This is a genomic window from Cupriavidus taiwanensis LMG 19424 (assembly GCF_000069785.1).
GTDB classification, from domain to species: domain Bacteria; phylum Pseudomonadota; class Gammaproteobacteria; order Burkholderiales; family Burkholderiaceae; genus Cupriavidus; species Cupriavidus taiwanensis.
Map to the genome: position 1 here is coordinate 509,960 of NC_010528.1, position 22,336 is coordinate 532,295.

Consider the following 22,336-nt stretch of genomic DNA (forward strand, 5'->3'; position numbering starts at 1 on the left):
GCGTTCAGGTCGGTCGCATGGCCTGCGGTGCTGGGATCAATGCGGCGCGGCCACCGCCGGCTGGAATTTCTCCAGGCAGTAGCCCAGCCCGCGCACGGTGGCGATGCGGATGCCGCCCACCTCGATCTTCTTGCGCAGGCGGTGCACATAGACCTCGATGGCGTTGTTGCTGACTTCCTCGCCCCATTCGCACAGGTGGTCCACCAGCTGTTCCTTCGACACCAGGCGGCCGCTGCGCGTGAGCAGAATCTCCAGCAGGCCGATCTCGCGCGCCGACAGGTCCAGCATCTGGTCGTTCAGGTAGGCGATGCGCCCGACCTGATCGTAGGCCAGCGGCCCGTGGCGCATCAGCGTGGCGCCGCCGCCGGCGCCGCGCCGCACCAGCGCGCGCACGCGCGCTTCCAGCTCTGACAGGGCGAAGGGCTTGGCCATGTAGTCGTCGGCGCCCAGGTCCAGGCCCTTGACGCGCTCGTCGACGCTGTCGGCGGCGGTCAGGATCAGCACCGGCAGCATCGCGCCGCGCGCGCGCAGGCGCTTGAGCACCTCCAGCCCGGACATGCGCGGCAGGCCCAGGTCGAGGATGAGCAGGTCGAAAGTCTGGGTCGACAGGGCCGAATCGGCTTCCAGGCCATTGGCGACATGGTCGACGGCGTAGCCCGAGTGACGTAGCGAACGGGTCAGGCCGTCGGCCAGCACGTCGTCGTCTTCGGCGATCAGAATGCGCATGGTTGTCTCCACCCTGGCCGGCATAGCCGGCACCGGTGCGCAACGGGCACGGGGGCGCGAAGGGGCTTGCCAAGCATACTGTTTTTTTATACAGTACCCGCACGTTCCGCTAGGGCCGCCCGGGGAGACCCCCTGGAGTGCGGCCGCGCAGACAGCCGGGCCGGCGCAGATGCCGGCAAATGCCGGTGCCGCGCCACATGCGGCCTATTTATACACCATTGACTCAAGGACGACCATGGACGACAAGAAGGCAGGTGCCGGCGTGAGCGCCGAGAAGCAAAAGGCGCTTGCCGCCGCGCTCTCCCAGATCGAGAAGCAGTTCGGCAAGGGCTCGATCATGCGCCTGGGCGACGGCGAGGTCGAAAAGGACATTCAGGTGGTTTCCACCGGTTCGCTCGGCCTGGACATCGCACTTGGCGTCGGTGGCCTGCCGCGCGGCCGCGTGGTCGAGATCTACGGGCCGGAATCCTCGGGCAAGACCACGCTGACGCTGCAGGTGGTGGCCGAGATGCAGAAGCTGGGCGGCACCTGCGCCTTTATCGATGCCGAGCACGCACTGGACGTCAATTACGCTTCCAAGCTCGGCGTCAATGTCGGCGACCTGCTGATCTCGCAGCCCGACACCGGCGAGCAGGCCCTGGAAATCACCGACGCGCTGGTGCGTTCGGGTTCGATCGACCTGATCATCATCGACTCGGTGGCCGCACTGGTGCCCAAGGCCGAAATCGAAGGCGAAATGGGCGATTCGCTGCCCGGCCTGCAGGCCCGCCTGATGAGCCAGGCGCTGCGCAAGCTGACCGGCACCATCAAGCGCACCAACTGCCTGGTGATCTTCATCAACCAGATCCGCATGAAGATCGGCGTGATGTTCGGCTCGCCCGAAACCACCACCGGCGGCAATGCGCTGAAGTTCTACGCCTCGGTGCGCCTGGACATCCGCCGCATCGGCTCGATCAAGAAGGGCGACGACGTGATCGGCAACGAGACCAAGGTCAAGGTGGTCAAGAACAAGGTCTCGCCGCCGTTCCGCGAGGCCTTCTTCGACATCCTCTACGGCCAGGGCATCTCGCGCCAGGGCGAGATCATCGACCTGGGCGTGGATGCCAAGATCGTCGAGAAGTCCGGCGCCTGGTACAGCTACAACGGCGAGAAGATCGGCCAGGGCAAGGACAACGCCCGCGAATACCTGCGCGAGAACCCCGACATTGCCGCCGAAATCGAAAACAAGGTGCGCGCGGCACTGGGTGTGGTCGCCATGAACCCCACGGCCGCAGCCGTGGCGGCAACGGTCGAAGACTGACCGCGCCGGCGGCCGCTGCGCCATCCGGAAGGCCGGGGCATCGCCGATGCCCCGGCCTTTTTGCTTGGCCCGCAGGCGGCCCGGTCCTCCATCCGCTGATCCCGCTTATCCATGGCAACCCGTCCCCCGCTGTCGCTGAAGGCCCGCGCCGTCGGCTACCTGTCGCGCCGCGAGCACAGCCGCGCCGAGCTGGCGCGCAAGCTGGCGCCTCACGCCGAGTCGGCCGAGCAGCTGGAACAGTTGCTGGACGCGCTGGAGCGCGAGAACTGGCTGTCGAACCAGCGCTTCGCTGACAGCCTGGTGCATCGCCGCGGCGCCCGCTACGGCACCGCGCGCGTGATGCAGGAAGCCAAGACCCACAAGCTCGACAACGAGCAGCTGGGCGAGCTGCAGGAGCGCCTGCGCGCCACCGAAGTCGAGCGCGCCCGCGAGGTCTGGCGCAAGCGCTTCGGCACGCCGCCCGACACGCCCGAGACCCGGGCCAAGCAGATCCGCTTCATGGTGGCACGCGGCTTCTCGCGCGCGGTGGTCGGCAAAATCATTCGGGGCGCGGACGAGGACGGCGGCGACGCGGACTGAGCCGCGTGACGAGGCAGCATCGGGAAGTACCTGCGCTGCCGTCATGTGTATTTCGCTGCGTTGCGTCATCGCGCCATGCCGGCGCCGGGTTCTTGTCGGGGGCGGGAGCCGGTGCCGGCTGGTGCATTGCGGCAAGGCCGCCCGGCCTGCCGGGGCGCCATGGTCGGCCGACAATCCGGGCGCGACAGTTGCCGCACAAGGATGTTCCCGGCCAACGCGGCATGGCATGTTAAACTCCCCGGGTTATTCGGTACCCCGGCACCACGGTGCCCCAGCCCCCGGATTCTCCGTAGCCTCCGTATCTTCCGTATTTCCAGCCTGGCCATGCCTCTGTCCCAGCCCGTCAACCGCTCCCTGCGTCACCGCCGCGCCATTGCGGCCGAGGCGTACCGGAGGGAGGACGGCCTGTGGGATATCGAGGTGCGCCTGACCGACACCAAGCCCCGCGACATCGAACTGGCCGGCGACCGCATCCGCCCGCAAGGCCAGCCGCTGCACGACCTGTGGCTGCGCATCACGATCGACGAGGAAATGACGGTGCTGGATGCCGAGGCTTGCTCGGATTGGGTGCCGTACCCGTCTCATTGCGACACGATCGGCCCGGCTTACCGCAAGCTGATCGGGTTGAACCTGCGCAAGGGCTTTCGCAAGGCGGTGCGCGAGCGCCTGGGCGGCATGCACGGCTGCTCGCACCTGACCGAAGCCGCTGGTGTGCTGCCCAGCACCGCGATCCAGGCCTTTGCCGGCGAGGTCATCAGTATCCGCGACAACGGCGAGGACGATCCGAATCCGGAGCCGCCCTATCAGTTGAACGGCTGCCACGCCCTGCGTTTCGACGGCGAGGTGGTTCGTCAGTTTTACCCGCGCTGGTATGGTCACCAGCCGACGCCCAAGGCAAGGGCCGAGGCCGCGCCTGCCGTCGCATCCGCGCCTCAGGCGCAGCAGCCCGCGGCCAATGGCGACCGCGGTGGTCACGCAATCGACGGCAACGACGCTGTCCCGGCCGACAGGCCGACCGGCACCTCCGGCTGATTCTCAGGATCGGCCAGCCCGACGAGAGAGTTCGTCTTCTTTCAGATTCTTCCCTTCTACCTTTTACGCCTACCCGAAAGGAAACACGCATGAATATCCATGAGTATCAAGGCAAGGAAATCCTGCGCAAATACAATGTGCCGGTTCCGCGCGGCATCCCCGCGTTCTCGGTTGACGAGGCCCTGAAGGCCGCAGAACAACTCGGCGGCCCGGTGTGGGTTGTCAAGGCGCAGATCCACGCGGGTGGCCGCGGCAAGGGCGGCGGCGTCAAGGTTGCCAAGAGCATGGACGAGGTCAAGACCTACGCGTCCAACATCCTGGGCATGCAGCTGGTCACGCACCAGACCGGTCCGGAAGGCAAGAAGGTCAATCGCCTGCTGATCGAAGAAGGCGCCGACATCAAGAAGGAACTGTACGTTTCGCTGGTGGTGGACCGCGTTTCGCAGAAGATCGCGCTGATGGCGTCGAGCGAAGGCGGCATGGACATCGAGGAAGTCGCTGCCCACACCCCGGAAAAGATCCACACGCTGATCATCGAGCCGTCGACCGGCCTGACCGATGCTGACGCCGACGACATCGCCCGCAAGATCGGCGTGCCCGACGCGAGCGTGGCGCAAGCCCGCCAGGCCCTGCAAGGCCTGTACAAGGCGTTCTACGAAACGGATGCTTCGCTGGCCGAAATCAACCCGCTGATCCTGACCGGCGACGGCAAGGTGATCGCGCTGGACGCCAAGTTCAACTTCGACTCGAACGCGCTGTTCCGTCATCCGGAAATCGTCGCCTACCGCGACCTGGATGAAGAAGACGCCAACGAAATCGAAGCCTCGAAGTTCGACCTGGCCTACATCTCGCTGGACGGCAACATCGGCTGCCTGGTGAACGGCGCCGGCCTGGCCATGGCCACCATGGACACCATCAAGCTGTTCGGCGGCGAGCCGGCCAACTTCCTCGACGTGGGCGGCGGTGCCACCACCGAGAAGGTGACCGAAGCCTTCAAGCTGATGCTGAAGAACCCGAACGTGCAGGCCATCCTGGTCAACATCTTCGGCGGCATCATGCGTTGCGACGTGATCGCCGAGGGCGTGATCTCGGCCTCGAAGGCCGTGTCGCTGAACGTGCCGCTGGTCGTGCGCATGAAGGGCACCAACGAAGAACTGGGCCGCAAGATGCTGGCTGACTCGGGCCTGCCGATCATCTCGGCCGACACGATGGAAGAAGCCGCCCAGAAGGTCGTGGCTGCCGCCGCCGGCAAGTAAGCCGAGGCGCCGTTACCCAATACAAGCGAACTTCGGCAGCGCGCGTGGCCTTTGCCCGCGCTGCCAGAGTCAAGCAAAGGACGAAAGCATGTCGATTCTGATCAACAAAGACACCAAAGTCATCACCCAGGGCATCACCGGCAAGACCGGCCAGTTCCACACCCGTGGCTGCCGTGACTACGCCAACGGCAAGAACGCGTTCGTCGCCGGCGTGAACCCGAAGAAGGCCGGCGAAGACTTCGAAGGCATTCCCATCTACGCCAGCGTCAAGGACGCCAAGGCCCAGACAGGCGCCACCGTGTCGGTCATCTACGTGCCGCCCGCAGGCGCCGCTGCCGCGATCTGGGAAGCCGTTGACGCCGACCTGGACCTGGTGGTCTGCATCACCGAAGGCATCCCCGTGCGCGACATGATGGAAGTCAAGGACCGCATGCGCCGCGAGAACAAGAAGACCCTGCTGCTCGGGCCGAACTGCCCAGGCCTGATCACGCCGGACGAAATCAAGATCGGCATCATGCCGGGCCACATCCACAAGAAGGGCCGCATCGGCGTGGTGTCGCGCTCGGGCACGCTGACGTACGAAGCCGTGGGCCAGCTGACCGCGCTGGGCCTAGGCCAGTCGTCGGCTGTCGGCATCGGCGGCGACCCGATCAACGGCCTGAAGCACATCGACGTGATGAAGATGTTCAACGACGATCCGGAAACGGACGCCGTGGTCATGATCGGTGAGATCGGCGGTCCGGACGAAGCCAATGCGGCCCACTGGATCAAGGACAACATGAAGAAGCCGGTGGTTGGCTTCATCGCTGGCGTGACCGCGCCTCCGGGCAAGCGCATGGGCCACGCCGGCGCGCTGATCTCGGGCGGTGCCGACACCGCCCAGGCCAAGCTGGAAATCATGGAAGCCTGCGGTATCAAGGTGACCAAGAACCCGTCGGAGATGGGCCGCCTGCTGAAGGCGATGCTGTAAGGTCTGCTTGCCGTTCCCGCTGTGGCGGGAATGACGGCTGTGTGATGCCCCCGCCCTTCGGCGGGGGCATTGTTTTTCCGGCGAGTGATCCCGGCGCCAGGAAAACCCCGAAAGATTACAGGATTGAAATGTAATCGAAAGGTTCGTGGGTTAAACAGTCATGTCTGCGCTTTCAGACATCCGAACACCCGTCAGATGACGGGGCGCGCCAGTACATAGAACCGCTACTACATAGAACTCGAGGAGCCTCCCCGTGGAACTGCTGTCTTCCACCACTTTCTGGATTGCGTTGGGATCGATCATCCTGACCAACATCGTCCTGTCCGGCGACAACGCGGTGGTGATCGCGCTCGCCTCGCGCAACCTGCCGCCGGCCCAGCAGAAGAAAGCCATCTTCTGGGGCAGCGCCGCCGCCATCATCATGCGCGTGGTGCTGACCGTGGCCGCGGTCAAGCTGCTGAGCCTGCCGTACCTGAAGATCATCGGCGCCGTGCTGCTGGTCTACATCGGCGTGCAACTGCTGACCGGCGAGGACGATGAGGACGGCCATGACGCCAAGGACAATATCTGGGCCGCGATCCGTACCATCCTGATCGCCGACCTGGTGATGTCGCTGGACAACGTGGTCGCCGTGGCTGCCGCCGCGCAGAAGGGCCCGGAAGGCAGCCAGCTGCTGCTGCTGATCGTCGGCCTGGGGCTGTCGATCCCGCTGATCGTGTTCGGCAGCACCCTCCTGCTCAAGGTGATGGAGCGCTTCCCGGTCATCATCGTGCTGGGCGCCGCGCTGCTGGGATACCTTGCTGGCGAGATGCTGGTCAGCGACCCGGTCGATGCCGCCTGGTTCGAAGTCCACGTGCCGCACGCCCACCTGGTCTTCGGCGCCGCCGGCGCGATCCTGGTGGTGATCATCGGCAAGCTGCTGAGCCGCCGGTCGGCACAGGCCGCCTGACGGCAATCAGCCTATGCGGGAAGGGCGGCCAGCTGGCCGCCCTTTTTCGTTGGGCGCGGCGCCACGTGTGTCGGTGCCCGCGCCAACTAACTCATGTGAGTGATCGCACTTTTTGTCGCGCTTGCCTGTGATAGCGGTCCCGGGTGACAATTTTTGGCGCAAGCGGCAAGCCTCACCCCGACGGGTGACGAAATTTGTCGCTTTTCACCCCCTACCGATGGGGGATGTGCCTGGCACACTTGCTGCTCAATCGTCCCCGCGTCACGCAACCGAAGACGTGCAACGCTTAACCAAAATCTCTTCGAGGGGTCAAATCATGCAACGGGTACAACAACTGAAGAAGCTGGGCCGCCGCGTCCAGAAGGGCTTTACGCTGATCGAACTGATGATCGTGGTGGCGATCATTGGTATCCTGGCGGCGATTGCGATTCCGCAGTATCAGGATTATGTGACGCGGTCGCGGTGGTCGAGCCCGCTCACGGAAATTGCCCCGCTGAAGCAAGCGATTGCACAATGTGCGCAAGTGTCCGGTGGTAACTTGACCGCATGTGGAACGCTTGCCCAGCTTACCGCTGCGACCGGTTACCCGGCTGTACCGACTCCGGCTGGTGTTACTCTGCTGTTTGGCGCGGGTGCGCCCACTGCCCCAACCGCGACCACGACTACTATTGAGTTGACCGCGACGGCAAACAACTTGGGCGCAGCAAACGGTTGTGTCGTAACTCTTACCGGCACCAGCAACGCGAACTCGATCGTTTGGACTGGAGCGACGACGGGAGCGACCTGCACGCGTGCCCAGACCGGTATCTAAAAATTCTCTAGATGCTGTAACGAAAGCGCCTTCGGGCGCTTTTTCTTTGCCTCACGGCCACGCTATCATGCGCCTTTTCCCAACCCAGGCGCCGCAATGCCGCCGTCCCGGCCAAACTTCTCGTCGGCTGTCCTCATCGCAGCAATCGTCATCCCGCTGCTGGTCTCCCGGCACACGCTGCCGCTAGCGACGCTCTACGGCGAATGGGCCGCCGCGCTGTGCAGCATGGTCGCGGTTGCTGCCGTCGTGTTTCAAGCGGTTCGCAGGCCAGTTGTCTCGACTGACGCCTCTTCTGCATCGATGCCGCTGATCTCACTGCTATTTCTGTGGCTTGTCGTCGTCAGCCTGATCTTCGCGAGCCTGGGACACTCCGACGTTTCCGGCAGCCGCCTGATGACTGTCCTGACGTTGCTTCTCGGCGCAGCCGTGGCATCGGCTGCATGGTGGTACCGCCGCATGCAGACTGGCAGCGCATTGGACACCGTGGACGCCCTTGCCATTGCGGCGCTGATTGCCGGACTGCTCGGTACCGTTACGCAGTGGGTTCAACTCTTCCACCTCGAACCCCGCTCCTTCGGCCTCGTCTCCACCTACTTCTACGACACCAACCGCCGCCTCTGGGGCAACCTGAACCAGCCCAACCACCAGGCCACCGTCCACGGCCTCGCACTGGTCGCGTCGGTGTGGCTGGCCTCGCGCGGGCGTTTGCGCTTTCCGATGTGGCTTGCCGCGGTGGCCTTGCTGGAAAGCGGCATCGTGCTGTCCGGCTCGCGTACCGGCGTGCTGCATGTGGGCCTTGCCGCGGGCTACGCGATGATTGCGGCATGGCTGGCGCGAGGCGAGCGGCGCGGAGCTGATCCGATGCGGCGCCCGGTCGGACTGGTTGTCGCTGCCGTTGCCATGGTGGCGATGCTGCTGGTGCTGCAATCCACGATCAAGGCGGCAGGGCAGGCCTTCGACTGGCGCCTGTTCGACACCGTCGCCCAGCTCGAAGCCGAAGATCAGATCTCAGCGCGGGGCGCGCTGTGGGCGCACGCCATCGCCATGTTCCGCGCCCATCCGTGGTTCGGCGTCGGCTGGGGGGAGTTCGGCTGGGCGCAATTCCAGCAGCTCGATCAGGTCGGCGTGAAGGTCGAGATGTCGCTGCACGCCCACAACGCGATTCTCGATCTGCTGGCGAAGACCGGGATCGTCGGCACCGCTGGCGTGGCCGTGATCCTGCTGGCGTGGCTGTGGCGGGTGGTGCGGGCGCGGTTGTGGCATGGCGATGCCGAGGAGCGCAGGCAGACGGTGCTGGTGCTGACCTGGCTGGCGATGCTGTGCGCGCATTCGATGCTGGAATACCCGCTGCATTACCTGTATTTCTTCCTGCCGTTCTGCTTCATGCTGGGGTGGCTGGAGCCGTCGGGCTTCGGGCGCTGGCGGGTGCCGTTGCCGGTGGCGCGGGGGCTGGCGCTGGCGTTTGTCGCGGTGGCAGCGGTGGTGCTGGGCACCATGTGGCAGGACTATCGCCGCGCGGAGGCGCGCGAGTATGCCAGCAATGAAGGCCGCGAGGCCTTGCCGATGCCGCGCTTCTGGTTTCGCCAGCATGCGACGGCCGATGCGGCAGGACAGGCCGCGATCACGCCCGAGAATGCCGCGGCACTGCTGCCGCAGCATGTGGCGGCGGTGCACTTGCTGCCGACTCCCGCCATGATCGCGCGCACGGCATGGCTGCTGGCGCTGACGGGTGATGCCGCGCAAGGCCGGCAGTGGATGGAGCGCCTGCGCTGGTACTACCTTGGCGACGAGGCCGCGCAGTACGCGACGATCGCGCAGGCGTGCCGCGGCGTGAAGGCGGACCAGCGCCCGCAGGCGTTCTGCGGGTGGGTGGCTGACCGCTCGCGGCGGCTTGCGCCGGGCCGGGACTGACCTAGTAGTACGGATACGGACTGTAGTAGACCGGCGGCGGGGGCGGCGGATAGTAGTACCGCGGCGCCGGCGCCGGGACGGCGGCCACGCGCCCCGGCACGGGCACGCGATTGCCGCTGGCGTACATGCACTGCACATAGGCCGCGTCGTACTGCTGTTGCGTGCCATAGCCGGCGTATTGCGCATTGCCGGCACCGACCGCAGCACCCGTGAGCAGGCCGACGCCCGCACCCACCGCCGCACCCGATCCGCCGTTGAAGGCCGCGCCCGCGGCAGCGCCCAGCGCGGTGCCGACCACCGCGCTGCCGACCGCGGCATTGTTGGCCGCCTGGGCCGAAGACACTCCGCCGACGCGCCCGAGGGCGAATTGCCGGCAGTTGTAGTCGTCGGCGCGGAACTGTTCGAAGTTCTTGCCGGTGCCGGGCAGCGCCATCACGCTGGGCCCGGAGGGCAGCACGGCGCAGGCGCCGAGGGCTAGGGTGGCCACGGCCAGCGTGGCGCGGGTCAGGGCATGCATGGTGTCACCCGGTGTCAGGAATTGGGCGAGGGCTGCGCCGGCACGCGTTGCCAGCCGCCGGGGCAGGATGCGACGTAAGGGTAGTAGCCTTCCGGCTGGCTGCAGTGGTACCACCAGCCCTGCTGCGGCATGACGCCGTCCGGGCCGGGGGCGGGCACCGGGCCGTTCGGGCCTTGCTCGATGTATTGCGGCGGCGCCTCTGGCACCGCGACCACGGCGGGCGGGTAGTAGTACGGAGCGGGGTAGCCGTAGGGATAGCCGCCGTAGAATGCGCCCGGCCCGAGATAGATGCCGACGCCTACGCTGGTGCGTGTCTTGACCATGCCGTCGCGCAGATCGCCGCCATGCCAGGCGGCATCGTGGAGATCGGCCCGCCCGGCAAGGGCGGCGCCGCTGGCGGCCGTGGCCGCGAATGCCAGGGCGATCTGGCAGAGCATGCGCCCGTTCATGGTATCTACCTCTTCCCCGCGCGCGCCGCGGACCGGGTCAGCCGGCCGCCATCGCTGGCGGCCCGCAATCGTATTGAATACCAAATTGTCGCGCGCGGATGGCGGCGACGGCGTGCGTGGAAATGTGGCGTTACCTTTATTACCAGGGAAGCAATATGGCGTAAGAAGCGGCCGCGTCCGCCCTCGCCGGGCGTACCGCGGGCATCACGCAAGCCGTGCCGCGAGGACAGGGATCAGCCTGCCGCCATCCAATCCCCGGACTTGCCCCCATGCTTCTCCAGCAGCTTCACATTGCCGATCACCATGCCGCGGTCCACCGCCTTGCACATGTCATAGATCGTCAGCAGCGCGACCTGCACGCCGGTCAGTGCCTCCATCTCCACGCCGGTCTGGCCCCGGGTCTCGGTGCGCACGACACAGGCGACGGTGGCCGTGGCCTCGTCCAGCACGAACTCGACCGCCACCTTGGTCAGGCCGATCGGGTGGCACAGCGGGATCAGGTCGGCGGTGCGCTTGGTGGCCATGATCGCCGCCACGCGGGCGATGCCGATCACGTCGCCTTTTTTGGCACTGCCGTCGCGCACCAGGGCGAAGGTGGCAGGCTGCATGGTGATGGTGCCGGTGGCCACCGCGACGCGGTGGGTGCTGGCCTTGTCGCCGACGTCGACCATGTGGGCTTGTCCGGCGGTGTCGAAATGGGTGAGCTGGGTCATGATCGAAGGCTTCGGGCGAACTGCATGCATCGGAGTTGCCAGGGCCACCCGGAGGCGTCTGAACGACGCGTCCGATGGGAACGGCCACGGGAGGCCGCTATCATAGCAACATGCCAAAACACCCATCGCTTCGCAGCTCTGCCGCATGTGGCCGTGGCGCCGTGGCGGATGCCGTCCCTGCCGGTTCCGCGTCACATCGCGGCGCTGCCAGCCACTGCCGCGCCGGCGGCGCCTGGGCGCCCTGGCGGCGGCCGCTGGCGGCGTTGCTGGCGCTGACCTTCGCGGCACCGGCCTGGCCTCAGGGTACGCCGCGCACGGCGACCGCGCCAGCGGCGCCGGTGGCCGCGCCGCGCGCGCCGGCGCCGGCCACGTCGGGCGAAGCGGCCGACCAGGTCTACGACAACCTGAACCGCAGCGTGAAGGCGGGCCAGAAGTCAGAGTTCGGGCTGCGCACCAACAACGCCGTGGTCGAGGCGGGCGGCGTGCAGTTGCCGGACCTCGGCGACCCCTCCACCGCCGCGCTGTCGCCCGACATGGAAAAACGCCTGGGCGACCGCATCATGCGCGATATCCGGCGCGATCCGCTGTACGTGCCCGATCCGCTGCTGTCCGACTACCTGAATGCGCTCGGTTACCGGCTGGTGCAGGCGGCGCGGCGCCAGAGCATCTCGGGCTCGACCGGCGGCGGCACCTTCGCCACTGGCTTCGACCTGTTCGCGGTGCGCGACCGCAGCATCAACGCCTTTGCGCTGCCCGGCGGCTATATCGGCGTGCACACCGGGCTGCTGGTGCAGTCCGATACCGAGTCCGAGCTGGCCTCGGTGCTGGGCCACGAAATCGGCCACGTGATGCAGCGGCATATCGCGCGCGGCATCACCCAGCAAGACCAGTCGATGTGGATCGCGCTGGCGTCGATGGTGCTGGCCGGGCTGGCCGCCACGCGCAGCCCGGATGCGGCGGCGGCGCTGGCGATGGGCGGGCAGGGCGCCGCCATCGCCAACCAGCTGTCGTTCTCGCGCGGCGCGGAGCGAGAGGCCGACCGGGTCGGCTTCCAGATCCTGACCGCAGCGGGTTTCGATCCGCAAGGGATGCCCGATTTCTTCATGCGGTTGCAGCGCGCCTCGGGCACCGCCGAGAACTCAGTGCCGTCCTATGTGCGCACCCACCCGCTGACCTCCGAACGTATCGCGGACATGCAGGACCGCGTGAGCCATGCCAGCCAGCGCAAGGTGCCGAACACGCCCGAGTACGAATTCGCGCGCATGCGCGCCCGCGTGATCCAGGAAGCGTCGCCGAGCGACCTGCAGAACCTGCGCGCCGCGCTGCGCACGCAACTGGCCGGGGCGTCGGCGCTGCGCGCGCCGGCGGTGCACTATGCGCTGGCCTTCGTCGAGCAGCGCCTGCGCCGCTATCCGGCCGCCGAACAGGAGCTGGCCGAAGCCCGCCGCCTGTATGGCACCATCCCCGGCGCCAGCTCGGGCAGCCCGATGCTGGACGTGATGGCGGTGGAGCTGGCGCGCGCGCAGGGCCGCGTGCCCGAGGCGCTGTCGCAGGCCAATGCCTCGATGAAGGCCTTCCCGCTGTCGCACGCGGTGGCGGTGGCCTATGCCGAGACCCTGATCGGCGCCGGCCGCCATGAGGAAGCCGTGCGCTTCCTGCGCGAGCGCACGCGCCAGGAAACCGGCCGCAGCGAATGGTGGGAGATGCTGGCGCGCGCCTACGCGGGCCAGGGCAAGCGCCTGCAGCAACACCAGGCGCTGGCCGAGAAGTATGCGATGGACGGCGCCTACCAGGCCGCCATCGAGCAGCTGCAGATCGCGCGCAAGGCCGGCGACGGCGATTTCTATACGCTGTCCGAGGTCGATGCGCGCCTGCACCAGCTCGAGCGCCAGTATCGCGAGGACAAGCAGGACAACAAGGGCATGCCGAACTGAGGTTCGAGGTTGGTGCGGCTCAGCCGGCCGGCGCCGCCGGCTCGCGCACGAAGCCGAAGCGCTTCGGCACCTCGCTCTCGGCAATCGGCTCGATCGCCAGGTCGCGGCCATCGTGGTGGAACACGCCCAGGTCGGCGCCGCAGGCTTCGCCATGCCAGGTGCTGGCGCCGCTGAACTGCTCCAGGTCGTGGTCGTGCAGCAGCGCGGCCTGCAGCGCCGGCGCGGTGTCCGCGGCCATGCCGGCGACGCTGCCGGCCAGTACCACGTTGCCGTGCTCGTCGGCAAAGCAGGCCTGCAGCGTGAAGGATTGCCCCGTGGTGGTCTGCAGCGCGCCCTGGTGGAGCCGCACGATCCACGGCGCGTAGCCCAGCGCGACGAACACCCGCTGCGGCCCGTTCTGGAAATACCAGCAGCCGCGCTCGTCGCACTGGTAGTTGCGCTCGATAAAGCCGATCAGCGCTTCATGGCGGATGGGGTCGCCCGAGAGCCCGTGCTGCTGGGCATACTCATTGCGCAGCCGCCACTGCCCGCGGCGGTCCAGCGTGAGCCAGCCATAGACATTGGGCACGTTGGGCCAGCGTGCCATGGCCTGCCTGACGATGTCGTCCATCTCTGTCTCCCCGGCGGGCTTGGGAAGATGCCCGCCTTACATCATGCTGTCGAAGAATTGCAGGATCCGCGCCGGCAGCCACTCGATATGGCCGCCGAAGCGCCCGTCGGCCTGCAGCGGCATATGCCGGCGCCAGCCCGCGGGCGGCGTCATGAAGCCGACATGGCCCCCGTGCTCGGGCTGTTCCAGCCAGACCTGCGGGCTGGCGTCGGCGGGGCCGGGCAGGTGCCGCGCCGGCAGGAACGGATCGTTGCGCGCGTTGAGCACCAGCGTGGGCACGGCGATGTCGCGCAGTACGGGTTTGCTGGCGGCGCGGCGCCAGTAGTCGTCGGTATCGGCAAAGCCGTGCAGCGGCGCGGTGACGACGTTGTCGAAGGCGTACAGGTCGCGGCTGGCCAGCATCGTGTCGCGGTCGAACAGGCCCGGGAACTGCTCCAGCTTGGCCAGCGACTTGCGCTTGAGCGTCTGCAGGAACATGCGGGTGTAGACCAGGTTGAAGCCAGCCGACAGCGCCGCGCCGCCGGCGGCCAGGTCCAGCGGCGCGGAAATCGCCGCCGCCGCATGCACGTGGCCGGCAGTGCTGCCGTCTTCGCCCAGCATGCGCAGCAAGGCGTTGCCGCCCAGCGAGATGCCCACCACCAGCAGCTTGCGCCCGCCGGCGCAGTGGTGCTGGCGCATGCGCTCGAGCACCCAGCGGATCTCGGCCGAATCGCCCGAGTGGTAGAAGCGCGGCGCCAGGTTGAGTTCGCCGGAGCAGCCGCGGAAATGCGGGATCACGCCCTGCCAGCCGCGCAGCGACAGCGCATGCATCAGCGCTTGCGCGTAGTGGCTGCCGGAGTCGCCCTCGAGGCCGTGGAACATCACCACCAGCGGCGTGTCCGCCTGCACCGGGTGGGTGGTCCAGTCGAGGTCGATGAAGTCCTGGTCGGGCGTGGCCCAGCGTTCGCGGTGAAAGCGCACGCGCGGCGGGCGGCGCGAAAAGCGCGCGGGAATGATGGTCTGCGCGTGGCCCCCGCGTAGCCACCACGGCATCGGCAGGCTCGCGCAATAGCCCTGCGCCGGGGCGGCGGCGTCCTGGACGGCTTGCGGCAGGCGGTGGTGCGGAAGCTGCGTCATGCCGGCGATGTGGTAGCAACGGCCGCTGCGCGGCCGCGGTTTCAGTGCAATGCCTGGCCCGGCGTGGCGGCCACGGCGGCAACCTGCACCGCGTTGGCGGGGCTGCAGTGGATGTGGGCCAGGCGCCAGCCTTCGTGGTTCTGCATCAGCACGTAGGTGGTGTGCACATACAGGTCGGCCTCGACGCGGTCGCTGCCGAAGCGCAAGGCCTCGGTCACGTCGAAGATCGACACGGCCATCGATGCATGGCTGCTGGTCTCGATGGCGTCGACCAGCACCGGCTGCTCTTCCAGCAGTTGCGAGAAGGCCTGGCGCAGCTGTTCGTGGCCGATCAGGCGCTGCCCGTCGGGCAGCACGCAGGTGATCGAGTCTTCGTCCAGCCACAGGCGCAGCGCGCCTTCGGCGTCGCGCAGCTTCAGCGCTTCGCGAAAGGCGTCGACGATGTCTTCGGCGGAATCGAACAGGCGGGCAAAGCGAGGCATGGTGGCAATGGACGTGGCAAGGGCAGGGAAGTCAGGGCCGGTGCAGCAGCTTGCGCAGCTCGACGAAGACCATTTCCGGTTCGATCTCTTTCAGGCAGCGCAGGTGCCCCAGCGGGCACTCGCGCTTGAAGCACGGACTGCACTCGAGCTGCAGCCACATGATACTCGCTGCCTGTGACAGCGGCGGTGTGTGGCGCGGATCGCTCGATCCATACACCGCCACTTGCGGCCGGCCCAGCGCCGCGGTCACGTGCATCAGGCCCGAATCGTTGCAGACCGCGGCTTCGGACAGCGCCAGCAGGTCGACCGCGTCGTCGAGCGAGGTCTGGCCGCACAGGTTGCGCACGAAGGGGGCCTCGCTGACGATCTCCGCGGCGATCTCGGCATCCTTGGCCGAGCCCAGCGTGATCATCTGCGCGTACGGGTAGGAGCGCCGCAGCATCTGCGCCAGCCTGGCGAAATGGGCCGCGGGCCAGCGCTTGGCCGGGCCGAATTCGGCGCCCGGGCAGAACGCGATCACGCGCGTGTGCGGGGCGAGGCCGAAGCGCTCGGCGGTGGCGGCCACGCGCGCCGGGTCCACGCGCAGGCGCGGCTCGGTCAGGTTCTCGGGCAGGCGCGCGCCGGGCTTGAGCGCCAGGCGGGCGTAGTGCTCCACCATCGGCGGGCGGTGGTCGCGCGGCGGATTGGCGTGGCGCACGTTGAGCATGCCGAAGCGCGCTTCGCCGCGGTAGCCGATGCGCAGCGGAATGCCCGCCAGCCACGGGATCAGCGCCGACTTGAGCGAGTTCGGCAGCACGTAGGCCAGGTCATAGCCTTCGTTCTTCAGCTGCTGCGCGAACATCAGCCGCGCCGACAGCTGCAGCTTGCCGTGCGCAAGGTCCGACGGGAACACGCGGCCGATTTCCGGCATGCGCGCGAGCACCGGCGCGACCCACTTGGGCGCGAGGGCGTCGATGACCAGGCGCGGATGGCGCGCCTTGAGCAGCGCGAACAGCGGCTGCGCCATCAGGGCGTCGCCGATCCAGTTGGGGGCGATGACGAGGGCTTTCTTCATGGAAGGGGCGCAAGGAGCCGGCACCGGCGCAGCGGCGCGGACGCCGCCAACGCCAACGCTCCGGGGCGCCTGAGGGCGGCCCGGAGCGTCAGGATGGTGCGATGGCAGGCGGCTCGGGTCAGTGGTGGCCCTTCAGCACGGTGCCCGGCTTGAGCTTGTACACGGTGCCGCAGTAGGGGCACTTGGCTTCGCCGGTGTCCGCCACGTCCAGGAACACGCGCGGATGGTAGTTCCATGCCGGGGTGTTGGCGGTCGGGCAGTGCAGCGGAATGTCTTCGGCGCCGATTTCGATGATGGTCGCGGTTTGCGTCATGGTGTTGCAGGGAATAAAACTTATTGTTCGTCAAAACAAGGGCCGTGCAGCGCCCGCGCGGGCGGGCGACTGGCACGCGGGCAGCCGGCCGGTGCTCAGACCGACGTCAGCCACTTCTTGTACTTTTCGTCGGTGCCGCCGACGGCGGCAAAGAACGCATCCTGGATCTGCCTGGTCACGGGGCCGCGGCGGCCTTCGCCGATGATGCGGTCGTCCAGCTCGCGGATCGGCGTGACTTCGGCGGCGGTGCCGGTGAAGAAGGCTTCGTCGGCGCAGTACATCTCGTCGCGGGTGATGCGCTTCTCGCGCACCTCGATGCCCAGGTCGCGCGCGATGGTGAGGGTGGCGTCGCGGGTGATGCCGTCCAGGCATGAGGCCAGGTCCGGGGTGTAGATCACGCCGTTGCGCACGATGAAGACGTTCTCGCCCGAGCCTTCGCTGACGTAGCCGTCGGTGTCGAGCAGCAGCGCTTCGTCGTAGCCCAGGCCGGTGGCCTCCTGGTTGGCCAGGATCGAGTTGATGTAGTAGCCGCTGGCCTTGGCGCGCACCAGCGACACGTTGACGTGATGGCGGGTGAACGACGAGGTCTTCACGCGGATGCCGCGCTCCATGCCTTCCTCGCCCAGGTAGGCGCCCCACGGCCACGCGGCGATGGCGACATGGATGGTGTTGCCCTTGGCCGAGACGCCCAGCTTTTCCGAGCCGATCCACACGATCGGGCGGATGTAGCAGGATTCCAGGTTGTTGGCGCGCACCACCTCGCGCGTGGCGGCTTCCAGCGTGGCCTCGTCGAACGGCATGGCCATCTGGAAGATCTTGGCGGAATTGAACAGGCGGCGGGTGTGTTCCTTCAGGCGGAAGATGGCGGTGCCTTCGGGGGTCTTGTAGGCGCGCACGCCCTCGAACACGCCCATGCCGTAGTGCAGCGTATGCGTCAGCACGTGGATCTTGGCGTCGCGCCATTCGATCAGCTTGCCATCCATCCAAATCTTGCCGTCGCGATCCGCCATCGACATGTCTGTTCTCCCTGCGCCGTGGATATAGCAAAAACGATATTGTAAGCCCCGGGGGCATGGGTCACAACGCGGCGCGGGCGCCGCGGCGGTCTAGAATGCCTCTTTTTGTGGCGATTCCGTTCAGTTGGCCGCTCGTCGTTCCCGCGCAGGCGGGAACCCAGCGTCTTTGTCAGTTACTGGATAAGTCACTGGATTCCCGCCTGCGCGGGAATGACGGTTGGGTTGAACCCTCGTTCCATCGGATCATGCTGTGCCCCTGACCACACACAACGCCTCCAAATCGCCGCCCGAGTCAGCGTCCAATGAATCGCCGCCGGCCGACTGGCAGCAGGCGCTGGAAGCGCTGCGTGCCCTCGCCGGCACCGATCCCGCCGCGGGCGCGGCCGGGCCCGCGCGGCGCCTGCTGTGGGCGCTGACGCTGGACGCCGACGGCGCGCCCGGCACGATCGAGCCGCTGGAGCAGGTGCGCGGCGCGAAGGGCTGGGGCAAGCCCAGGCCGGTGCCGCTGGCGCGGATCGCCGAGGACGACCGGCTCGAACCCTGGGATGCACGCGTGGCGCGCGCCATCCGCCGCGACGCCTCGCACAACCGGCGCTACGTGCTCGACCGCGCCATGGCGGTCATGGCGCTGGCCGGGCACCCGGGCGTGGTGCTGGCCCACGCGCCAACCCAGACGCTGGAGGTGGTCGAGGACGCGCCCGCGCTGGAGGCGGTGCGCAGCGCCGGCCGCTACGTGCTGCGCCTGTTCCCGCCGGTGCGCGAGGCGCCGGCGCTGGAGGCGCTGCTGCCCGCCGCCGCGCGGCAGGAGGCCGAGGCGCTGCGCCAGCTCACGCTGCTGCGCGACGGCCCGCACCGGCTGCGGCTGATCCGCTATACCCCGGCCCAGTTCGAGGCCGCGCGGCTGATCGGCAACGGCCTGGCGATTCCCGAGGAAGGCCATGCCCGGCTCGACCAGACCCTGCGCGCGCTGGCCGGCCAGTTCCAGGTCCAGGCCGATGCCGCCGCCGGCTCGCGCACGGTCGAGGCCGAGCCGCGCCTGCGTGCCGAAGTGGCGCCGGTGGGGCGCGGCATCTCGCTGCGGCTTGTGGTGACACCGCTGGGCCCGCTGGGGCCGCGGCTGGCACCTGGCGCGGGGCGCGAGCGGCTGATGGCCGCGGTGCGCGGCGAGACCCTGTCCACCCAACGCGACCTCGACGCCGAGCTGGCCAGCGTGGCCGAAGTCTTCGCCGCGCTACCGCAGCTGGTGGCGCTGTCGCCGCCGGGCGGCGAGTACACCTGGTCTCTGGACGATCCCGAAGACGCGCTCGCGGTGGTCGAGGCGCTGCCGTCGCTGCCCGCCGTGCAGGCGGTCGAATGGCCGCGCGGCAAGGCGCTGCGCGTGCTGCCGGCCGACCTGCCGCAGCTGGGGGTGCAGATCGAGAGCCGCGGTGCGTGGTACAGGCTGGCGGGCGAGCTGCGCGTGGCCGAAGGGCTGGTGCTGGAACTGGGCAAGCTGATCGACTGGACTGCCGGCCATGCCGGGCGCTTCGTGCCGATCGGGCAGGGTGTCTACGTGGCGCTGACGCAGGTGCTGCGCGGCCGGCTGCGCGACCTGGCCGGCGTGGGCGAGCGGGTGCCTGACGGCATCCGCGTACCGCAGATGGCCACGCCATGGCTGGACGACGTGCTCGCCGGCGCGGGTGTCGATCCCGACGCGCATTTCCGCGCGCGCATCGCCCGGCTGCGCGCCGCGCGCGAGGCCGAGATCGCGCTGCCGGCCACGCTCGCGGCCGAGCTGCGCCCCTACCAGGAAGCGGGCTACCGCTGGGCCATGACGCTGGCCGCCTCGGGCCTCGGCGCCTGCCTGGCCGACGACATGGGCCTGGGCAAGACGCTGCAGGCGCTGGCCGTGCTGGTCGCGCGCGCCGGCGGCGGCGCGGCGCTGGTGATCGCGCCGACCTCGGTGTGCGGCAACTGGGCCGCCGAGGCGCGGCGCTTCGCGCCCACCCTCAACGTCCACGTCTATGCCGAGGGCGAGCGCGACGCGCTGCTGGCGCAGGCCGGGGCGCATGACCTGGTGATCGTCTCGTACACGCTGCTGCAGCAGGCCAGCCAGGAATTCTGCGCGCGCGAATGGCATACCGTGGTGGCCGACGAGGCCCAGGCCTTCAAGAACGCGGTCACGCGGCGGGCGCAGGCGATGTTCGCGCTGCCGTCGGGCTTCCGCATGGCGCTGACGGGCACCCCGGTGGAGAACCGGCTGGCCGAGCTGTGGTCGGTGATGCGGTTCTGCAATCCGGGGCTGCTGGGCTCTCTGGCCCGCTTCAACGAGCATTTTGCCAACCCGATCGAACGCGCCGGCAGCCGCGAGGCGCGCCTGCGGCTGCGCCGCATGATCGCGCCATTCGTGCTGCGCCGGACCAAGGCGCAGGTGCTGGACGAGCTGCCGCCGCGTACCGAACTGGTCATCCGGGTCGAGCCCGGGCCGGTGGAAGCCGCGCACTACGAGGCGTTGCGCCGCCAGGCCCAGACCGAGGCCGAGGCCGCGCTGGCACGCCTGGATGCAGCGCGCAAGGCCACCCGCGATGCGCCTGCCGGCGCCCGGGTGCCGGCGCAGGCCCAGCACCAGGTGCGCCTGCACGTGCTGGCGCAGCTGATGCGGCTGCGCCGCGCGGCGTGCGATCCGCGCCTGGTCACGCCGGAAGTGGCCGCCCAGCTGAGCGACCAGGGCGGCGAAGGCGCCAAGGTGCGCGCCTTCGTCGAACTGGCCAGCGGGCTGGCCGCCAGCGGCCACAAGACCCTGGTGTTCAGCCAGTTCGTCGATTTCCTGCAGCTGCTGCGCCAGGGACTGGAGCGCGCCGGGCTGGCGCTGCAATACCTGGATGGCGCCACGCCCGCGGCCGAGCGCACGCGCCGCGTGGCCGCGTTCCAGGCGGGCGAGGGCGATGTGTTCCTGATCAGCCTGAAGGCCGGCGGCTTCGGCCTGAACCTGACCGCGGCCGACTACGTCATCGTCGCCGACCCCTGGTGGAACCCCGCCGCCGAAGACCAGGCCATGGGCCGCGCGCACCGCATCGGCCAGCGGCGCCCGGTCACGGTGTACCGGCTGATCAATGCCGGCACCATCGAGGAGCGCATTGTCGAGCTGCATCGCGACAAGCGCGCGCTGGCCGATGGCCTGCTGGAGGCCGACGACGATCACGCCGCGGGCACCGGCGCGCCGCTGCCGGATGTGGACGAGCTGGTGGGGCTGCTGCGGCGCTGAACCACAGTGCCTTAAGGTATCAACCACGACTGTCATTCCCGCGAAGGCGGGAATCCAACGTCTTTCAACGTCCCCTTCGGGGATAAAGTCACTGGGTTCCCGCCTGCGCGGGAACGACGGCGTTAACTGAACGGCATGACACCACGCCCCGCCATATGCCCGCACGGCATACCTTCAGGCAAACTCAGTCGTTTGGTTTTGGCAGGAACCTTGCTATCTTGTTGCGCTGGCCCGGGGCTCAGATCCCGGCCATCGCTCAGGTCCGCCGCGAAGTCCGCCGCGCCGGGCCGCTTCCTTGTGACATTCACCGACGGTGCCCCCATGCCCAACTCGTCCCGACTGCTTCCGCGCTTGTCCTTCCGTTCCGTCGCCCGCGTGGCCGCGCTGTGCGCCGCCGTGGCCGGCACGGCCAGCCTGCCCGCCCATGCGCAGGGCGAATGGCCGACGCAGCCGGTGACGATCCTGATGGGCTTCACCGCGGGCTCCGGCGTCGACATCGTCGGCCGCACGCTGCAGGAGTCGCTGCAGAAGTCGCTGAAGACCACCATCGTCTATGACTACCGGCCCGGTGCCGGCGGCAACGTTGCCTCCGAGGTAGTGGCGCATGCCAAGCCGGACGGCTATACGCTGCTGCTGGGCACCGCCGCCACGCACGGCATCAACCCGGCGCTGTACAAGGCGCTGCCGTTCGATGCCGACGCCGATTTCACCCCGATCGCGCCGCTGGTCGAGGTCTCCAACGTGCTGACGGTCAACCCGGCGGTGCTCGACGTCAAGTCGGTCAAGGAGTTCATCGAGAAGGTCAAGGCCAATCCGGGCAAGTACAACTTTGCCTCCACCGGCAACGGCACCGGCACGCACCTGGCGTTTGCCGAGTTCAATGCGCGCGCCGGGCTGGACATGGTGCATGTGCCCTACAAGGGCGGCCCCGACGCGCTGCAGGCAGTGGTGAAGGGCGAGGTGTGCTGCATCTTCAACCAGGTGCAGAGCGTGCTGCCGCAGTTCCGCGCCGGCAAGGTGCGCCTGCTGGGCGTGACCACCAGGCAGCGCGTGCAGGTGATCGCCGATGTGCCGACCATTGCCGAGAGCGGCCTGCCCGGCTTCAACAGCACCATCTGGTTCGGCCTGTTCGGGCCCAGGGGGCTGGACCCGAAGATCGCGCGCAAGGTCAATGACGCGGTCAGGGTGGCGCTGGAAACGCCGGCGATCCGCCAGAAGCTTATCGATGCCGGCAACACGCCGCGGGTCGAGACCGTGGAGCAGTTCAAGGCGACGGTGAAGGCCGACCGCCAGAAGTGGGCGGGCGTGGTCAAGACCGTGGGCGCGTCGATCGACTGATGCGTCGACGGCGTGC

General features: G+C 68.2%; 21 protein-coding genes. 11 read left to right on the top strand and 10 right to left on the bottom strand.

Features of this window, described 5'->3' with window-relative positions; translation table 11 throughout:
• Window positions 1-36: 36 nt before the first annotated feature.
• Window positions 37-726, bottom strand: a complete 690-nt coding sequence (locus tag RALTA_RS02440) for a response regulator (protein ID WP_012351826.1) — start codon at window positions 724-726, stop codon at window positions 37-39.
• Between the two features lie 235 nt (window positions 727-961).
• Between RALTA_RS02440 and recA the strand changes: the two genes are divergently transcribed.
• The 8 genes from recA (at window position 962) to RALTA_RS02480 (ending at window position 9,534) form a co-directional block, all read left to right on the top strand.
• Window positions 962-2,026: a recombinase RecA gene (gene recA / locus RALTA_RS02445; protein WP_012351827.1), complete on the top strand. Its 1,065-nt coding sequence runs from the start codon at window positions 962-964 to the stop codon at window positions 2,024-2,026.
• A gap of 111 nt (window positions 2,027-2,137) precedes the next feature.
• Window positions 2,138-2,605, top strand: coding sequence for a recombination regulator RecX (gene recX, locus RALTA_RS02450; protein WP_012351828.1), 468 nt, complete (start codon window positions 2,138-2,140; stop codon window positions 2,603-2,605).
• 324 nt (window positions 2,606-2,929) lie between these two features.
• Complete coding sequence (locus RALTA_RS02455) at window positions 2,930-3,637, top strand: DUF2889 domain-containing protein (protein WP_041232051.1); 708 nt, start codon at window positions 2,930-2,932, stop codon at window positions 3,635-3,637.
• A gap of 89 nt (window positions 3,638-3,726) precedes the next feature.
• Window positions 3,727-4,893, top strand: coding sequence for an ADP-forming succinate--CoA ligase subunit beta (gene sucC / locus RALTA_RS02460; RefSeq protein ID WP_012351830.1), 1,167 nt, complete (start codon window positions 3,727-3,729; stop codon window positions 4,891-4,893).
• A gap of 88 nt (window positions 4,894-4,981) precedes the next feature.
• Entirely contained in the window at window positions 4,982-5,863 is an 882-nt protein-coding gene (gene sucD / locus RALTA_RS02465; protein ID WP_012351831.1) for a succinate--CoA ligase subunit alpha, read from the top strand.
• Window positions 5,864-6,116: 253 nt separating this feature from the next.
• Entirely contained in the window at window positions 6,117-6,812 is a 696-nt protein-coding gene (locus RALTA_RS02470) for a TerC family protein (RefSeq protein WP_012351832.1), read from the top strand.
• Between the two features lie 316 nt (window positions 6,813-7,128).
• Window positions 7,129-7,623 carry a pilin gene (locus RALTA_RS28970; protein ID WP_012351833.1) on the top strand — a complete coding sequence of 165 codons (495 nt, stop codon included), beginning with the start codon at window positions 7,129-7,131 and terminating at the stop codon, window positions 7,621-7,623.
• A gap of 96 nt (window positions 7,624-7,719) precedes the next feature.
• Complete coding sequence (locus tag RALTA_RS02480; RefSeq protein ID WP_012351834.1) at window positions 7,720-9,534, top strand: PglL family O-oligosaccharyltransferase; 1,815 nt, start codon at window positions 7,720-7,722, stop codon at window positions 9,532-9,534.
• 1 nt (window position 9,535) lies between these two features.
• Here the strand turns inward: RALTA_RS02480 and RALTA_RS02485 are convergent, their stop codons facing one another.
• The 3 genes from RALTA_RS02485 to moaC all read right to left on the bottom strand — a co-directional run bounded on the left by RALTA_RS02485 (window position 9,536) and on the right by moaC (window position 11,213).
• Entirely contained in the window at window positions 9,536-10,051 is a 516-nt protein-coding gene (locus tag RALTA_RS02485) for a glycine zipper family protein (RefSeq protein ID WP_041232052.1), read from the bottom strand.
• A gap of 14 nt (window positions 10,052-10,065) precedes the next feature.
• On the bottom strand, window positions 10,066-10,500 hold the full coding sequence (locus RALTA_RS02490) for a hypothetical protein (protein ID WP_041232053.1): 435 nt from the start codon (window positions 10,498-10,500) through the stop codon (window positions 10,066-10,068).
• Window positions 10,501-10,733: 233 nt separating this feature from the next.
• Window positions 10,734-11,213, bottom strand: a complete 480-nt coding sequence (moaC, locus tag RALTA_RS02495; protein WP_012351836.1) for a cyclic pyranopterin monophosphate synthase MoaC — start codon at window positions 11,211-11,213, stop codon at window positions 10,734-10,736.
• A gap of 110 nt (window positions 11,214-11,323) precedes the next feature.
• Here moaC and RALTA_RS02500 point away from each other — a divergent pair, with 110 nt between their 5' ends.
• Window positions 11,324-13,147, top strand: a complete 1,824-nt coding sequence (locus RALTA_RS02500) for a beta-barrel assembly-enhancing protease (protein WP_041232054.1) — start codon at window positions 11,324-11,326, stop codon at window positions 13,145-13,147.
• Between the two features lie 19 nt (window positions 13,148-13,166).
• On the opposite strand, the gene RALTA_RS02505 is transcribed toward RALTA_RS02500, so the two are convergent.
• From RALTA_RS02505 to RALTA_RS02530, 6 genes are all read right to left on the bottom strand, one after another.
• Entirely contained in the window at window positions 13,167-13,757 is a 591-nt protein-coding gene (locus RALTA_RS02505; protein ID WP_012351838.1) for a DUF2946 family protein, read from the bottom strand.
• A gap of 36 nt (window positions 13,758-13,793) precedes the next feature.
• The gene (locus RALTA_RS02510; protein WP_012351839.1) at window positions 13,794-14,873 is read right to left on the bottom strand and encodes a YheT family hydrolase; all 1,080 of its coding nucleotides are present in this window, start codon (window positions 14,871-14,873) and stop codon (window positions 13,794-13,796) included.
• Between the two features lie 41 nt (window positions 14,874-14,914).
• The gene (locus RALTA_RS02515; RefSeq protein WP_012351840.1) at window positions 14,915-15,355 is read right to left on the bottom strand and encodes a YybH family protein; all 441 of its coding nucleotides are present in this window, start codon (window positions 15,353-15,355) and stop codon (window positions 14,915-14,917) included.
• 31 nt (window positions 15,356-15,386) lie between these two features.
• Window positions 15,387-16,409 (bottom strand): lipopolysaccharide heptosyltransferase II, encoded by a 1,023-nt coding sequence (waaF, locus tag RALTA_RS02520; RefSeq protein WP_012351841.1) that lies wholly within the window; start codon window positions 16,407-16,409, stop codon window positions 15,387-15,389.
• Window positions 16,410-16,527: 118 nt separating this feature from the next.
• Entirely contained in the window at window positions 16,528-16,722 is a 195-nt protein-coding gene (locus tag RALTA_RS02525) for a zinc-finger domain-containing protein (RefSeq protein WP_010812205.1), read from the bottom strand.
• 95 nt (window positions 16,723-16,817) lie between these two features.
• Window positions 16,818-17,738, bottom strand: coding sequence for a branched-chain amino acid transaminase (locus tag RALTA_RS02530; RefSeq protein ID WP_012351842.1), 921 nt, complete (start codon window positions 17,736-17,738; stop codon window positions 16,818-16,820).
• A gap of 250 nt (window positions 17,739-17,988) precedes the next feature.
• Between RALTA_RS02530 and RALTA_RS02535 the strand changes: the two genes are divergently transcribed.
• Window positions 17,989-20,982: a DEAD/DEAH box helicase gene (locus RALTA_RS02535; RefSeq protein WP_012351843.1), complete on the top strand. Its 2,994-nt coding sequence runs from the start codon at window positions 17,989-17,991 to the stop codon at window positions 20,980-20,982.
• A 321-nt stretch (window positions 20,983-21,303) separates the two neighbouring features.
• Window positions 21,304-22,320, top strand: coding sequence for a Bug family tripartite tricarboxylate transporter substrate binding protein (locus tag RALTA_RS02540; protein ID WP_012351845.1), 1,017 nt, complete (start codon window positions 21,304-21,306; stop codon window positions 22,318-22,320).
• Window positions 22,321-22,336 lie beyond the last annotated feature (16 nt).